Below are 17,147 nucleotides of genomic sequence, written 5' to 3'. Positions count from 1 at the left end.
TTACTCTTCTTCTACTTTAACATTAGGATAGTCACTTATTAATACATTTTTTATTTGAGTATGTGTGCCTTCATACACGATTGTGCGTCGTTCTCCTTCTGTCAAATCTTTGTATTTATATTTTAAATACAAAACACTGGTCTGTACATAATATCGGGTATCAGTATCGTGTAATACATACTTTCTTGTAAGAGTATTAGTAATTGGTTCTAGCTCTAATTCAACATTTCTGGCAGTTAGAGTTATATGTTCTTTTTCATCAAAGCTAAGATTAATAGCATAATCTTTATAATTAGGATCTGTGTCCTGATTGGTATTACCGGCATACATATAGCACGTATTAATTGATGAGGCATATAATTTGGCACTGCCAACAGAAGTACTCTGACTTGTTCCGTCAATTGTAATCTTACCAGACCCTGAGAATGTTCCGGAAAACCTGTTCGTAGGTAAAATGTAAGCTAATAATTTGCTATATTTGCTTGGTCCAACCGATTCTCCGGTGGAAGATTCTATTTTCAAGGGTAATACATAGTCGTTGTAGATATTTTGAATCTTATCCAATTCTATCTGAATTTTGGCTGTCGTTTTGTATTTTCCTTTAGGAATGGTATATACTTCCTGGTCGAAGCTATAACAATTGGTTGGAAGTTCTATATAATAGGAACTTATTTGATTTTTAAATTTGTCGAAGTTATAATCGGCTAAGGTATCTGGGTCATTAGTAATCTTAAGAGTTATATCTTTATCATTCTCAGAAGTTCCGTTAATACCGAAGTCAATTAATAATTCGGTAATATTTCCATCTTTAATCTCCACTTCACAGGTTTGCCATCCATTTTCTACCAAATAGGAAAATTTGTGGAACAGTTCGTTGTTTAGTTCATCTTGACAAGCTGTGAAGATGAATATTCCTAAAGTAATGGATATTATGTTTATTATTCTTTTCATATTCTTCTTTGTTTTAATTACCATTCTGGGTTTTGTGTCAGATTGACGTTACGTTTTAATTCAGCAGTCGGAAAAGGCCAAAGGTACATTTTCTTCAAAAAGACTTTGGGAATAGCAGTCACTGCAGTTGTAATATAGAATCCCTGCCTTGACTCGTCGTCCTTTGTAATATTGATGTTACATCCCATTAATGCCTGATTTTCCTCTTCTTCTGCATCTTTCCATCTTCTTAAATCAAAATAGCGGAAACAATTTTCTGCAAATAATTCTATGTGACGTTCTCTTTTTAATACTTCTTTAAAATTTCTATAAGTATTGTAAGTATTATCATCAAAATCAGGTAAGCCGGCACGCATTCTTATGGGCTTCATCGCTTCCCTCATTTTGATGGGATCACGTTTGATTTCCACTTCTTGGTCATTGAACGTTTGCATAGTATATGTGTTTCCACTAGTTAACTCATTGAGAGCCTCTGCATAAATGAGTAAAACTTCTGCATACCGTATAGTCGGCTCTGTTTTATTTGTTCGATATCCACCCTCAGAATAAGAGTCTTCTTTGTTGTAGTACTTTTTAAATCCTATACCGGTCAGTGGACAGTTCTCTGTAAATCCTTGTTTACCATTTACTTCATCTCTGTAATACCAACACTGGAAATTTTTCTCGCTAGACAGCGAGGAACTTTCACATTCCCATGTAGCACCATTAAAACCAACACAAGCGTAGAAACGTGCTTCACGTTTTGCATACATCAGTGATACACCTACTCCCATGAAGGGAGCTCCATTCATGGTTTGCGGGTCATTAGCTGTTTCTGTGAATCCTTCTCTTACATAATATCCTGTTGTCTCTGCCTCTTCTATAGTTTGTCCATTGTTCATATAATAAGTATCGATCATTTTTTGAGTAATAGCGACTTTGTTATCTCCATGGGCAGTTCTGGGCATACTTTTCTTATTAAAGAAATCTTCGATTCCACAATTTCCTGTTGCTTTGGTTTTAGTGAATATTAATTCAGGATTTTTAGAGCCACGAATTGTTCCATCAAACATTTCTTTATAGGAAGCATAAGGATCTATATTGCTCCATCCATTAGGAAATTCTTCATTAGAATAAGTTTCATGATAGGGAGGGCGTTCATATTCAGGCACATTATTTTGGGGCTCTACTGTATATAAGCTGTATTGCTGTAGATTAATCACATCTTCTGCGGCAGCAGCGGCCCGTGCCCATTTTGATTCATCATATTCTTGATTATATAGTTGTGTTCCGTCCAGGTTTTTAATATTAAAGAAATCAGTATTTCCATTATTCATAGGACTGGCCGCATATAATAATATTCTAGCTCTTAATGCTAGAGCAGCACCTTTGGTAGGGCGTCCTAAATTATTAATGGTACGTGTTCTTGGCATAACACGAGCAGCGAGCTTTAGATCATTGTCGATGAAATCGATGATTTCATCAAATTTAGCGCGGGGCAGAGATAATTCTTCATATGAAAGACTAACATCTAATCCATGTTCAGGAATTAAAGGCACAGGACCGAAAGTTCTTATTAAACTCCAATAGGCAAATGCTCGTAAAAAACGGGCTTGTCCCTGCATATCCGAAATGTCCTCATAAGTAAGTTCCGGACACTCTACTACTTTGTCAATAAATGTAGAGGATTTACGAATACATTCATAGGTTCTATTTAAATGGTTTTCGTAAATAGGGAAATTACTGGCACTATAATTACAGTTCTGCAGAGCTTTTCCGTCCGGGTGGACTAAATCATCACTAGCCCACATCAATTTGGAACCGAACTCTGTTAGATTGTCTTGTTTTAAATAGTCGTATGTATTGGATAACCATCCTTCTACATATACTCGTTTGGAGAAAGCGGAATCTACCGATAGCATATCATAGAAATATTTATCTACGTCCAGGAAATCTGCACATGAGTGAAAGGATAATGAAGCGCAGAAAATAGTAATGAATAATATTATCTTTTTCATATGGTATTTTATTTAGAAACTTAATTTAATATAGCAAGAGTAGGTCCTGTTTATAGGATAAGCATTTCCACTTCGAACTCCACTATTTTTTTCATCAGTTGTTGCATTCTCAGGATCCCATAGTTTGAATGGGCTCCAAGTATGTAGATTTTCGCCAATAAATCCGATTTGCATATTGCTAACAAAGAACTTACGAGTAAAAGTTGTAGGAACATTATAGCGTAGTTCAATGTTTTTAAGGCGAATATAGCGTCCGTCCCTTAACCAGAAAGTTGATTTCTGATTGTTGTTGTCATTATTCCCCCAGGTTAAACGCGGCCAGTTAGCATTCGGATTTTCGGTAGAAATATCTCCGGAGATTTCACTTGGGATCCATCGGTTGTCATCCACCATAGTCTGCAGAATATTACCGGTTTGTCCATTTCGGAATGCGTGTGGCCCATTTCCACCGATGAAGAAGTCACATTTTCCTGAACCTTGGAACAGGATATTGAATTCAAAATTCTTCCAGCTTGTACTTAATCCCATGCCATACTGGACTCCCGGAACAGTTCTATAGCCTATTGGAACGATATCATCATTGTTGACCACTCCATCACCGTTTACGTCTTTATATTTGATATCTCCGGGGAGTACTTCTTTCCCGCCGAAGTCTTGTCTTGGACTACTGCGAACATCTTCCTCATCTTTGAATAACCCCATAGCTATTAAGCCACGTGTCTGATTCATTCGGAATCCTTTTTCCATTTTGTACCATAATTCGTTGGCTGCCTCATCTTTATCCAGAATTTCAGTGTTCTGATAAGTCATATTTGCACGAATAGTGAATTTTACTTGTCCAATTTGATCGGAATATGCTGCATTCCAGTCGAATCCGTAACTCTTCATTTTACCTACATTAGCCATTGGAGCTTTATCTGCCAGTCCTGTTGTTTCAGGCATATGACTGCGCGTCATAAAAATATCATCTCGTTTATCCAGGAAAATATCAGCGACTCCTGTGAATTTACCGTGGAATAAACTTAAGTCAAATCCCAAGTTATATTTTTTAGCAACCTCCCAAGTCAGATTAGGAGTGCCAATAGTACCATTTCTGTAACCTTGTATTTTGTTTGTTCCAAATTCACCAAATGAGTAGTCACCATCCGGATGCGAATTTACCAATCCAATGTATGGAAAACGACGTCCACCGATAATATCATTTCCTACCTCACCATAAGAAGCCCGGATTTTAAGCATTTCTACCCATGGAGCAATCTTCTTCATAAACGGTTCCTCAGAAATAACCCAACCGGCAGAGAAAGCTGGAAAGAAGCCAAATTGCTTCCCTTTTTCAAAGTTTTCCGAACCGGTGTATCCCCAGTTCGTTTCTACAAGATAACGATCTTTGTATGCGTAAGTGAATCGGCCTGAATACGCCAGATTCCGCTTCGGAATAGATTCGATAATGTCTGTGCCTAAATTAGTATCAGATTTTTCTTGTAAATAGACCATAGCAAATGCGCCAAAACGGTGCTTTTGATTAAATAGCCTGGAATAGCTGAGAGAGGCTTCCGTATAATATCGTTTATCTCCTTTCGTAGTCGATTCCTGTCCCATTAACTGTGCTGTCTGCACTCGTTTTAAAATAAGATTTCCGTCCGGATCACGATATTTTTCTGCTTCCCATAATTCAGGAGTTTTAATTCGTTTAATTTCATTCTCATTATATGTATCAAATGCAAATGTTCCTACAAATTTCAATCCTTGAGTAATGAAATCCAAGTCTTGTTCCAGTCTGATATTAGTTTCCATTTTATTCTGCCAGATAGTCTTATAGCCTGTTTTGGTCATATAATATTCTGGTGTTTTCACTCCATCTACGGATGGTTCTTCACCGGTCGAGTATTTACGGGGAATACTCAGTGGAGTCAATCTGGAGAAAGATCCCCAGATATCATTTGTGCTGCTACCCGGTTGAGTGCGATTAATTAGGTAGCCGCCGATTCCCACTTTAACAAGTGTTGTTTTAGTGACATTCATATTTACGTTGGCACGATAATTGAATCGTTCGTAAGTTGTGTTGGTATTGTATTTATTTTCGACACTCTTACTCTTATAAATACCTGCCTGACTGTTATATCCTAATGAAACATAGTATGTTACATTTGTTCCACCTCCACTTAGGTTAATGTTTGCTATGTATTTGGGAGATACTTTTTTCAGCATCAGATCACGCCAATTTACATTTGGGAATAAATCCGGATCGAGATTATTCTGTATAATATCTAACTCTTCACGAGTATAGCGAGGAGATTCGTATCTGCCTATACGGGCTTCATTTGCCAAGCTGGCATAAGTAAAAGCATTAGCATATTCGGGCATCGGGCCTCTGGCGTCTAATCCTGCTAATACTTTTGCATTAATTTTTACTTTTCCGGCAACTCCCTGTTTGGTGGTTACCAATACCACACCATTTGCACCACGTTGCCCGTAGATGGCTGTCGCAGAAGCATCTTTCAGTACAGAAAAGCTTTCAATATCTTCAATTGGAATTTCATTAAAGCTTCTTTCTACTCCGTCTACTAAAACTAATGCTCCCTGATTTGCGCCGAATGTGCTGATTCCACGAATCCAGAACTCGGACATATCTTCACCCGGTTCGCCAGAACTTTGTACTGCGATGATTCCCGGTACTACTCCCGCCAGAGAGTTGGTGATATTGGAACTTGGTGCTGTTAATTGGGCTATATCTACTGTAGTATAAGCTCCTGTCAGAGTCTTCTTTTGCTGATGTCCACTGGCTGTTACGACTACTTCATCGATAGTCTGATTATCTTCTTGCAGGGTGACTATTGCTTCCTTTTTATTTTTAATTCTTATAACAGGAATTTCCTGAGTAGTATATCCAATATAAGAAATAACCAATATGTCGTATTCCCCTACTTTGATTTTAAACTTTCCGTCCATATCTGAAGTAACACCGAGTCCCGGCTGGTTTTTAGCTATAACTGTTGCTCCGATAATTGGATTACCTGTTATATCTTTTATGATTCCCTGCACTTCTGGTGTATTATTCTCTTTTCGTAATTGCTGTGCGGAGATATTATCTTGTACTCCCCATAGTGTTGTGATAAGGAGCAGAATGAATATTCGTTTCATGTTATTCATGGATAATTTATAGATTTATATGTTATTCGATAACTACATTTCTGACACAATGATTTCCTCTGTCCGCAACGATTAAAGCGTTACCTGAGAATGTTACGGCTTCAGGTTCATAGAATTTAGCTTTATCGGGCAGTCCGTCTGTATGACCTGATGTTTGAGGTTGTCCGGCGTATAGGGTTACTTCACCTTCCGGTGTTATTTTCCGAATACAGTGATTCATTTTATCGGGAATAAGCAGGTTACCTTCTGGATCCAGGCAAGGAGTACTTGGCTGGTTAAAACGCGCACCTGTTCCTTTACCGGAAGCATATCCTGATTCTCCGTAATCACCGGCAAATAGCTCCGGAATACCAAATGTATGTGTTGCCGCATTATAAGCAACTTTATATATACAGTGCTTTTTACGGGCTATAATATAAAGAATATCACCTGTCTTATTGAAAAGCAAGCGCATTTCCATATCGTTATAACCTTCACGGACAACTAACATTTTCTCATAATTACCATTCCCGGTATGACGATAAACGGCTCCTTCTGAATTGTGGTCAAAAAAGACCTCTCCGGTTTTAGGATGTACAGCGACTGAATTGGTTCCAGCTTTAGGGATAGTAACCAATGCTTTGGTATTCACAAAATTAGCATCACGTGTAGAGAATACTATATTTACATCAGTCTTTACATCACTACCTGTCCAGCGGTTGGGTATAAAGAGGGTATCCTCATTTAAACTGAAAACAACTCCGTTAGGTGACTGGAATACTCCGTTATTATCATAAACTAGTGTTTCCACATTCCCATTGGAAGCTTTTCTGAGCGCACCATTTTTGCTTTGACCCCGTCCTTCGTCTACAAAATAAATGGTACCATCATTATCAGTAACAATTTGCCATGGTCGGCGTAATAAAGCTTCTGCATATGGACCGTCTAGGCGATTATCTTCTGCAGCCTTTCCCGGTACACCAAATAAAGTGCTCACATTACTTTTGAATAGATACCTGAATTCTGTTTCAGAAGTAAATTCTTCGAATTCTTCTCCTTTTTTAAGATATAAGCGAACATAGCCGGTATCTGCTCTTGAAGGAACTATCGCATAAATAATATTATCGTTCGCTCTGATTACCTTAGCTTTTTTATCGTTGACTGTTACTTTGATATAATTAGTATCTGTGCCAAAGTTGTAGCCTTTCAATATCAGTTTCGTACCGAAGCCACCACTATCAGGATAAAAAATATCAAATCTGGATTCTTTATCTGCTTTAGGAGGAAAAAAAGTCTCTTTATCGACCTTTAGATCATCATTACAACAAATAGTAAGAAGCGATAGTAGCACAACGCATAGCGGAAATACTAGCCTCGTCTTACGACTTTTGATTTTTAAATTTTTCATGGTTCTTAGATTTATAAATTATGATTGAGATTAATACTGGTTCAACTGATTGTATCTATATAATAATTATAAGATACCACTTCTAAGAGTTGGTGGAGATTTACTGTGCTTTTTCATATTCTAAATATTATTTTGAGCAAAATAAACTAGTTAGTCTTAATTGGATAATTAAATTGGGGTTAATTAATCGGATAAATTTATTAATTACTGATATTATCATGTATCTATTTTACTTTTCATTAAATGTTAATTGTTTATATAACAAGTGATTAATTATAGTCCCCATTTTTTATTAGCTTTATTATCCGCTTTATATTCAATAAAGCCACCATTAACTATTTCTGCCCAGTCAATCCATGTTTTATTGCTTTTTACTTCGTTTATTTTCATACCATTGATATAAGATTTGGAAAAATCTCCTCCTTTTATTTTCAGCTTTCCTTTAGGAAAGTGTAAAGTGATGTCATTAAAATATGGCAGACTAACGCTAAATCCGGCTATTCCGGGAATCATAGGATACAACCCGATGGAAGCAAATACATACCATGATCCCATTGAACCGCAATCATCATTTCCCGGCATACCATCTGCTTTGGAAGTGTACATCTCATTTAATATCCGGTGTACTGTTTCCGATGTTTTATAAGGGCGGTCTGTCCAGTTATATATCCAAGGAACCTGGAAGTCAGGCTCATTACCTGCAGCAAAGTAATGATCATCGTAGCCGGCATCCAGACGTACAAACAGACTGTCCAGTCGATTAGATGCAGCTTTTTTACCTCCGATGGTATCAATCAGTGTTTCCAGGTTATGGGGTACCATCCAAAAATAGTTTTCTTTGGTTGCTTCGCGCCAGTCATGATCGGGATGTTTCCAGTTTAAGTCATGATTGTGGCGTGAGCGTAGCCATCTGGTGGACGGATCATATAAATTCTTCCAATTTAATGAGCGTTTCATAAAGAAAGAAGCCTCCTTTTTATTTTTCATGGCTTGAAGAGCAAACTGCCCTATAGCATAGTCTGAGGATACATATTCAAGACATAAGGAGGCGTTCTCTATCCCCTTTTCTATATAATTAGATAGTCCGGGACGTACTTCTACATTCTGTGAGTAAGTCCCTGGAGTACAGGCGCCACGTTTCATGTGCTTATAAGCCGTTTGAATATCGAAGTTCTGTGCGCCAAATGCATACGTATTGGCAATGATGATAGGCATCGGGTCGCCATGCATTACGCCGGTTTCTATATTAGCGGCGATCCATCGTCCATAGCCTCCGGCTTGCTCGGCAAAATCTATGGCAGATTGCATCATGTCGGAGGCTTCTTGAGGATAGAACATGGCCAACAGCTGACATTGGGTACGATACGTATCCCATCCGCTGAAAGTAGTATAGTATTCTCTTCCGAATGTCACCTTATGAACAGCAAAATCGGCTCCTATATATTCTCCATTTATATCATTGAATATATTGGGATGGATGAGTGTATGATACCAGTGAGTGTAGAATTGGGTTAGCTTATCAGGATTATCCGAATGAACTTCTATTTTTCCCAGTTGCTTGTTCCACTCGTGTCGTGTATCCGAAAGTACTTGTTGGTAATTACGGTTCTCGTTATCCATCCGCAGATTTTCTTTGGCATTCTCAACCGAAACGTACGATATGGCGATTTTATATTCAACCGAAGCACTCTGTTCCGTATCAAAGGTAAAATATCCACCGGACTGGACTCCTCCGATTTGTTTTCTGTCTTCTCTGATGCTATTTCCTTTCCAGGTTCCATATTCTTTTGCCTTGTGATTAAACTCAGCGGCAAAAAATATCCGGTAATCAGTTTTATAACCGCAGAAATCTCCGCCTTCCGCATATCCTTCACAGGAAGAAGGTGAAGTTATTTTGATATAGGCGTTAGAAAGGGTTGTGGAACTGACTCCTGCACCAATCAATATGGTACCTTCTTTTTTATCAACAGGAAATATGAACCGGGCAATTCCGCTACGTTTTGAAACAGTAACGTCGCAGATAACATCATCTTTCATTTGTAGAGATAAACATCCGGCTGTTGCTTCTCTTATTCCTTTATAGGTCGGAAAATCTTCCATATTTTTAGGAGACTTTGTCACTTTCCCACTGATGGGCAGTACCGGAAAATTGCCCATATGCGGACATCCGGAACCGGACATCTGATTGACTACGATGCCTTTTTGCGGTGAAAAGAAAGAAGGTGTGAATTGCATCATTCCAAACGGATAGCTGGCACCAATATAGGTAAATCCGCAGCTTAATCCATTTCCTTTGCTTCCTATGCGTGTATCAACCATTTGAGCATAGTTCGTTTGGGGGGCTTGCCCGGCATTTTGAGCAATGTTTGTACTTGGGATAAATAAAATGAAGGATAAACTAATCATCCATTTTATACGATTGTTGGTCTTCATGAGGTATTTTATCTTTTAAGATTAATTGCATGCAAATTAAATAAAGCATTATTAATTGCAGAATTAAAATCGGGTTAATTAACCGGACCTTTTTTTTAATCCTACTATTTATTTCTGGTGGCAAAACGATGGCATTATGATTTTAAGCAGTATCTTTACCACCGTGAACGTAAGTCTTAATAGTATGATTGATAGTGCAAAATATAAATATCTAATTATCGAATTGATAGCTATACTAATTGCAACACCTCATTTAAGCGCTCAAGGTCTGCAGTTTTTTGGAAATAAAGTACCGATTGAACAACGGACTTCCTATACTATTTTCTCGAAAAAACAAACTCCGGTTTTCTCTAATTTTATTGATATAGAGTTTGAACTAAGAATATCTCAGAGTGAAACTTTCGGGTATCTGTTTCATATGCTCAATCCGATAAGTGATGAGGCATACAGTTTGACATATACCTATGTAAGTGAAAAGAATAGTGTTTTTAAATTTAATACCGAAGGAAAGGTCAATCATATTTCAGTCACTGTGCCTAATGACTCTGTTATCTCACAATGGTTGCCTGTAAAATTAAGAATTGATCTTCTGAAGGGTGAAAGTCTGTTGATGATTGCCGGCAAGAGAGAATATGGAGCAAATTCTGTTACCCCGTCCAATCAAACGTCTCCTGTACTTATTTTCGGACGTAGGGAACATCTGGTGGATTTGCCGGCATTTGCTATCCGTAATCTGAAAGTATCCGGTGAAAGGCAGAACTATTCTTTTGATTTGAATGAGAGCCAAGGACATGAGGTGCACAGTAGTGACGGTAAAATACTGGGATGGGTAGAGAACCCTTATTGGTTAATAGGAGATTCTTATCATTGGAGGAAAGATATCTCTTTCATTGTTTCTCAATGTGTGGGATCAAAGTTTAACTGTAAAGAGCAGGAAATACAATTTATCAGTCCCGATTCGTTATTTACCTATCAGACTGCAAAAAAGCGAATGCTGCGAAGACCATATGCGAGTAGGATGCCGGTAAAAATGCTCTTGGGAACTAATTTTATTAATGAATCGGCAAATCGAATGTATGCTTATGAGATAAACAACCTGCCTGTTGACAGTATCACCATATCGTCTCTGGATTTGTCCACGCTGCAATGGGAGCCTATAGGAAGAGCATATTCTAAAGTCCAGTTACATCATCATAATGGTTTTTGGGACAATAAGAATCATCGTTATATAGTATTTGGAGGATTCGGAAATAGATTATATAGTAATAAGTTTTTGGTCTACAATGAAGGAGTAGACCGGTGGGATACTTTGCAATTTAAAGGAGACAATATAACTCCCCGCTTTTTCTCTTCAATGACCTCTTCTGCACAAGGTAACTATTTGTATATATATGGAGGGGTAGGCAATGAATCCGGCGACCAGAGCATTGGGCATAATTATTATAATGATTTGTATGGTATTGATTTGGAACGTCGTACCATAAAACGGTACTGGAGCCATCCTGTGGAAGAGAAGCGTGTACCTTCCGAGCAGATGGTTTTATCCGAAGACGGAAAGTATCTTTATGTGATTCGCTATGCAGAGTACATAAAAACGTCTAGTTTGCAGTTGTACAGAATATCCATAGAGGATGGCAGTATGGAAGCATTGGGAGATTCTATTCCGTTTGTTTCCGGATCGATTATTTCTACCGTATCTTTATATTATAATCCGACATTGAAAGAGTACTATTGTGTAGCGCAAGAATGCAATGAGCAGGCTAAACAGGTAAGAGCTACCATTTATACTTTATCTGCACCTCCTGTGAGTAAGGCAGAGATGGAATATTATGTTTCGGGTGAGAAAAGCATTGGATGGTCAAAATTGATATTGCTATTTGCAGTTCTGTGTATAGCGGCATTGAGTATTTGGATTTTTGGCTTTCGTAAGAGGAAGAAGACTCAAAAGGAAGTTGTTCAAAGTCGTCCTGTCACATTTTCGTCCGGTGGTTATTCTGCAACGGGCCCTATGAACTCACTACTCACTTTGGAAACGAAGATTCGTACGAATGATAAAAAAGAAGCCAACCGGATCTATATATATGGTATGTTTACTGTTTATAACCGGGACGGGCGTGATGTAACTCATTTATTCAGTAAGAAGCTGAAGTATATCTTTCTATATATTCTGTTGAATAGTATTAAAGAAAGGGAGGGGGTAAGTTCATCCTCTTTGAATGAGATATTCTGGCCGGACAAGGAAGAAGATAAAGCCAAAAATCTGAAGGGAGTTACTATCAGTAATTTGCGTAAGACACTATTGGAACTCGATGGTATTAGATTGGTCTATGACAAAGGTATTTTTAAAATAGAAATAGAAGATACTCTTTGTTTTTGCGATTATTTCAATTTGCATATACATTTAGCTACGCACCCTCAGTCGTGTGAATACTTCCTGCCAATATGGGAAAGAGGAAAGTTGCTGGAGAATATCGAGCATTCATTGTTCGATAAGTATAAGCAACGTTCGGAAGACACCATTCTTTCATTGCTTCCTAAGGATTTGCCGGTTTATTATCAGCATAATGAGTATCGTTATGTGTTGCGCATCTGTTTCATTATTCTGAATAGAGATCCGTTGAATGAGAGAGCGTTGATGTATAGTGTCAGATGCTATAAAAAGATGAATGACTTTGAGAATCTTTCCAAAATATATTCGGCTTTCATTATTGAATATCGTAAAAGTATGGGAGAAGACTATACCCAAACGATAGAAGATTTGCTCCAGGAAGAGAGTTAATCAATCATTTGTTTTTTATATCAGCACGATATTTCTTTTTATTTAGTAATTAGATTGTACACGATATGACGTATCCGTTTTATACAAGAAATCATTGAAGAGCTAATGGGCATTCTCTTTATATCGCCAGGTATAACCCCTCAATATGATACCTCTGAATATTTAGGGTATTCACGAAAGACCTTCTATATAGCGGATATAAGATCAGCTTAAATGACCGCGAACGTTTTTATTATTAACGCGTTTATGAAGAAAAAAGATTAATGTGTATAACTTTTTATAGATTAATGTACTATCTGTAGATATCAACCACTCTAAAGCAACTGAAAGGGGACACAAAGGAGACAAGAGAGGACTGGATGCTTTGTGCCCTGTGATATCTTTGCAGAGTCATTCAGAGACAAAGAGAATGGCAAACAAATAACCTTTATTTTTTTAACCATTTAAACCTTAACAATTATGGCTTTAGAGTATGTAGTAACAAAAGGAGTGTTCGGTTTTGACAAGGACAAAAACGAAAAGTATGTAGCAAAGTCGGTTTGTTCCGGCAGAGTAAGTTCTTCCAAGATGTGTGGTAAGGTAAGCCACCTTTGCGGAGTTCATCGTAAAGTGGTAGATTTGTTCGTCAGCGGGTTGGTCGATATGAGCATCACTCGCCATACAGAACTGGAAACAGATTATACGAATGGAGGTGGCAGTGGAAAGCCCGCTACCGGCGGAGATGGTGGTAAAGACGATGGAGAGGAGGTACCGGTACCGGACTCTACAGTATAAATCTCTAGTGTGATGCTTGTCTCATAAGAGTAGTAGTAAATGCACAGATGATCGATGAACCTCGATTTTCTGTGCATTTTTTCAGTAGTTGGCGTCTTAGTCTATTAGGAATTTCGTGATTATTGAACTTCAAACTTGCAAATTCGTTCCAATCGTTTCACATAACCTTTCATGCCCTGTTTTTTGTTTCATAAGTATGATTTTGTTTGCATATTAACTTCTATATTTGTTCATAGAAACGAACAACTATGAAGTATGGAATCTATATATTAGCTATTTTCATGGCATTTTCTGCCTCATTGAAAAGTGGATATGCGATGGTTTCGTCTTTCACAGTAACGCAAGATACGACCAGACAAGTCGTGGTATATTTTGATAGAGAGGATACTACAGTTGATCTTAGTTATAAGAATAATAATCAGTATATTAACGTGTTGGATTCTTTGCTCGGCAATAAAGAGAATATCCGATATATCACAGCGGTCAATGTCATTACTTTTGTTTCGCCCGATGGTGATTCGGTTTATAATACTGTTTTATCTGCCAGGAGAAACAATTCGGTGAGAGAGTTCTTACAACAACGTTATCCGGCTGTTGATATGAAAAAGATTCAACTTTTCTCAGGAGGAGAAGATTGGTCTGAATTTCGTAAGGTAGTGGAAGAAGATTCGGACTTTCCGGAACGTGAAGAGGTAATGATGTTGATGGACTATCATCGGAATGATATTGGGAAGAGAAAGCAATTGTTGCGTAAACTCAATAAGGGAATGGCATACCAGTATATGCTTCGCAATGTGCTTCCTCAGTTAAGGAGATCGGTAATCACAATCGTCCGGGAAATTCCGGAAATAGATAGGGAGAGTTTTGAGCCGGTATCTTCTGCCTCCGGGTTGTTTGTTTCAGAACAGGAAGAGGCGCTTCCGAATCATCGACCGGATAAGCCTGTGGGAGAAAGTAAGAAAAAACAGGTCTATGAGGTAACGATATCGGAGGCAGGGGGACCGGCAAAAAATGAAACGATACTGGCGGTGAAGAATAACCTGCTGTATGATTTGGCGTTAGCACCGAATATAGAGGTGGAAATTCCGATGGGCAGGAGATGGTCTTTGAATACTGAATACAAATGTCCGTGGTGGCTGAACAGTAAGCATAATTTCTGCTATCAGCTTCTTTCGGGAGGTGTGGAAGGACGTTGCTGGCTGGGTGACCGGCGGAAACACAAGCGATTGACTGGTCATTTTGTCGGGCTTTATGCCGAAGGCGGAATATATGACTTTCAGTTGCAGAGCGATGGCTATCAGGGCAAATATTATGGAGCTGCGGGAGTGGTTTACGGATATGCACGGCAACTGGCACGACACTTTTCGATTGAGTTTAGTCTCGGCATCGGATATTTGACAACGGAATATAAGAAATATACTCCATACGAAGGAGATATAATATGGGCAAATAGTGGACGTTACAATTTTATAGGTCCTACCAAGGCGAAAGTTTCTCTGGTATGGCTGATAACAAAGAGAAGGAGGTAGGACCGTTATGCGAGATACAAGAGATATGCTTCTTGTGCTTCTGTCCTCACTGCTGATGCTAACCGGATGTAGCCGTCGCGATATATTGGATGATTATCCCGTAAGTGGGGTTGAAATTTCGCTGGATTGGAACGGTGTTACCAATAAATTGCCGGAAGGGGTTCGGGTGATCTTTTATCCGAAGAATGCGGAAGGCAGAAAGATTGATACCTACCTTTCAGTAAAAGGAGGAAAAGTAAAAGTGCCGCCGGGACGTTACTCGGTAGTGGTTTACAACTATGATACTGAAACGGTACAAATCCGGGGAGAAGAAGCCTATGAGACGATTGAAGCCTTTACGGGACATTGCAATGGGTTAGGCATTGCAGGAACGGAGCAACTGGTCTGGGGACCTGATCCGTTGTATGTTGTGCGGATAGATGACTTAAAGATAGAAAACAGTGAAGAGGAGCTTCAATTGAACTGGAAACCAAAATTAGTGGTAAAGACCTATTCTTTTAAATTGAAGGTACAAGGACTCGAATATGTTTCTTCAATCGTTGGAAGTATAGAGGGTATGTCAAGTTGCTACGATTTGGGGTTGGGATGTGGAAAAGCAGGTGATTCACCCATCTATTTTGCAGCTAGAGGAAGTGCAGGCGAAGTGACGGGTAGTTTTACTGTTTTTGGAACATCGGAAGGTGTAATAAGCCGGGCAGGTAACGCAATAAAGTTGACGCTGGCATTTGTCAAAACAGATAATAAAGTGCAAAAGATGGAAGTTGATATAACGGAGGTGATTGCTAATTCGGAAAGTGGTGGCAGCGGTGGTGATGATGACGGTGATGAGCCTTTCAAAGAAATAGAGTTACCGGTTGAGGACGAGGTGAAGGTTGATAAACCGGATTCTAGTGGTGGCGGAGATGGTGGTTTCGATGGAAATGTTGATGGCTGGGGAGATGATGAAGAAGTGATTTTACCCGTAAATTAAATTTGAGCATAAACAAAATATAACAATATTATAAACTTAAAAAATACGATTATGAAGAAGGTTTTATTGGCAATTGCAGCAGTTGCAACGATTACTAGCTGCTCACAGAATGAAGAGTTTGAGAATCCGGCACAAAGTAATGAGATTAATTTTACTTCGGTAGTAGGAAAAGCCACGAGGGCTACAGTAGCAGTTACTGAGACTCTACAAGATAATGGTTATAAATTATATGCTTATAACACTGGTGATAAGAATATAGCTGATGCAACAAGCCTTGGAGAAGCATTTATTAATGATGAAGGAAAGTACGAAAATTCTACTTGGAAACTTAAGACTGGTGGTTATTATTGGCCATTAAATGAAAAGATACATTTTTTCGCATATTCTCCAACTACTGCTAATATTGGATCTGATAGTTGGAATGCTACAGGGAAGTATCCTAGTTTTTCTTATACTGTTCAAGCAGAGGCAACACAAGAAGATTTGTTAGCTGTAGCTGTAGCTGATAAGTGTAAGACTGGTGTAACTTCCATGGGTTCTGTAAATTTGATATTTAAACATATACTAACTCAGATTAATTTCAAATTAGTGGGTAAAGATGCTGGTTTTACATATTCAGTAACGGGTATAAAATTGACAAATGTAGCCAATGAAGGTACTTATACTTATTCTAGTAGTACAGGAGCTTGGAGTGATTTGAAAGGAGCAGCAGAGTATTCTTATGTATTTACAAATCCAACCAGTGTTACAGGAACAGGAACTGTTGTAATAGCCAAAGACGGTAATGCGTTGATATTGATGCCTAACACTAATGTAGCTGCAGTTAAGGTCCTTGTTGCATACTCTACGACTAAGGATAGTAAAACATACTTTACTGGTACGAAAGAAGTTGTTCTAAGTGGTAGTTGGGGAATTGGTCAGAGTATTCTTTATACATTGACTTTGCCATCTGGTGCTGAAGAAATTACAGTATCTCCAAGTGTTGATGAGAATGGATGGGGTACTGACAATGAAGGTTCTACTAGTGAATGGAATAATACTGAGAACACACCTTCAAATTAGTTGTAATATAACTAGTTTTAACAATGGTTCGTTAAAATTTGAGATAACGGCTAAGCGGCTTTACGCTGCCAGCCAAAGAGTTCTTTGATAGTATGACTAATTAACTTTCGGTTCG

At 38.4% G+C, this 17,147-nt stretch carries 10 protein-coding genes; 5 read left to right on the top strand and 5 right to left on the bottom strand.

Annotated elements, in window-relative coordinates:
• From BLW31_RS08835 to BLW31_RS08815, 5 genes are all read right to left on the bottom strand, one after another.
• Complete coding sequence (locus BLW31_RS08835; protein ID WP_032836616.1) at positions 1-951, bottom strand: BT_3987 domain-containing protein; 951 nt, start codon at positions 949-951, stop codon at positions 1-3.
• Positions 952-968: 17 nt separating this feature from the next.
• Positions 969-2,948 (bottom strand): RagB/SusD family nutrient uptake outer membrane protein, encoded by a 1,980-nt coding sequence (locus BLW31_RS08830; protein ID WP_010535848.1) that lies wholly within the window; start codon positions 2,946-2,948, stop codon positions 969-971.
• 12 nt (positions 2,949-2,960) lie between these two features.
• Positions 2,961-6,098, bottom strand: a complete 3,138-nt coding sequence (locus BLW31_RS08825) for a SusC/RagA family TonB-linked outer membrane protein (protein WP_029425135.1) — start codon at positions 6,096-6,098, stop codon at positions 2,961-2,963.
• Positions 6,099-6,120: 22 nt separating this feature from the next.
• Positions 6,121-7,485 carry an IPT/TIG domain-containing protein gene (locus BLW31_RS08820; RefSeq protein WP_010535846.1) on the bottom strand — a complete coding sequence of 455 codons (1,365 nt, stop codon included), beginning with the start codon at positions 7,483-7,485 and terminating at the stop codon, positions 6,121-6,123.
• Between the two features lie 273 nt (positions 7,486-7,758).
• Positions 7,759-9,918 carry a GH92 family glycosyl hydrolase gene (locus BLW31_RS08815; protein WP_010535845.1) on the bottom strand — a complete coding sequence of 720 codons (2,160 nt, stop codon included), beginning with the start codon at positions 9,916-9,918 and terminating at the stop codon, positions 7,759-7,761.
• Between the two features lie 136 nt (positions 9,919-10,054).
• On the opposite strand from BLW31_RS08815, the gene BLW31_RS08810 reads away from it, so the two are divergent.
• The 5 genes from BLW31_RS08810 to BLW31_RS08790 all read left to right on the top strand — a co-directional run bounded on the left by BLW31_RS08810 (position 10,055) and on the right by BLW31_RS08790 (position 17,032).
• Complete coding sequence (locus BLW31_RS08810; protein ID WP_010535844.1) at positions 10,055-12,697, top strand: Kelch repeat-containing protein; 2,643 nt, start codon at positions 10,055-10,057, stop codon at positions 12,695-12,697.
• A gap of 459 nt (positions 12,698-13,156) precedes the next feature.
• The gene (locus BLW31_RS08805) at positions 13,157-13,471 is read left to right on the top strand and encodes an HU family DNA-binding protein (protein ID WP_010535843.1); all 315 of its coding nucleotides are present in this window, start codon (positions 13,157-13,159) and stop codon (positions 13,469-13,471) included.
• A 248-nt stretch (positions 13,472-13,719) separates the two neighbouring features.
• Complete coding sequence (locus BLW31_RS08800) at positions 13,720-15,000, top strand: DUF3575 domain-containing protein (RefSeq protein ID WP_010535842.1); 1,281 nt, start codon at positions 13,720-13,722, stop codon at positions 14,998-15,000.
• A 7-nt stretch (positions 15,001-15,007) separates the two neighbouring features.
• Complete coding sequence (locus BLW31_RS08795) at positions 15,008-15,970, top strand: DUF5119 domain-containing protein (protein ID WP_010535841.1); 963 nt, start codon at positions 15,008-15,010, stop codon at positions 15,968-15,970.
• Between the two features lie 51 nt (positions 15,971-16,021).
• On the top strand, positions 16,022-17,032 hold the full coding sequence (locus BLW31_RS08790) for a fimbrillin family protein (RefSeq protein ID WP_010535840.1): 1,011 nt from the start codon (positions 16,022-16,024) through the stop codon (positions 17,030-17,032).
• The last annotated feature ends 115 nt before the right edge of the window (positions 17,033-17,147 follow it).

It is taken from the genome of Bacteroides faecis MAJ27, from assembly GCF_900106755.1.
GTDB lineage: Bacteria > Bacteroidota > Bacteroidia > Bacteroidales > Bacteroidaceae > Bacteroides > Bacteroides faecis.
This window is presented reverse-complemented; position numbering and strand designations above follow the sequence as displayed.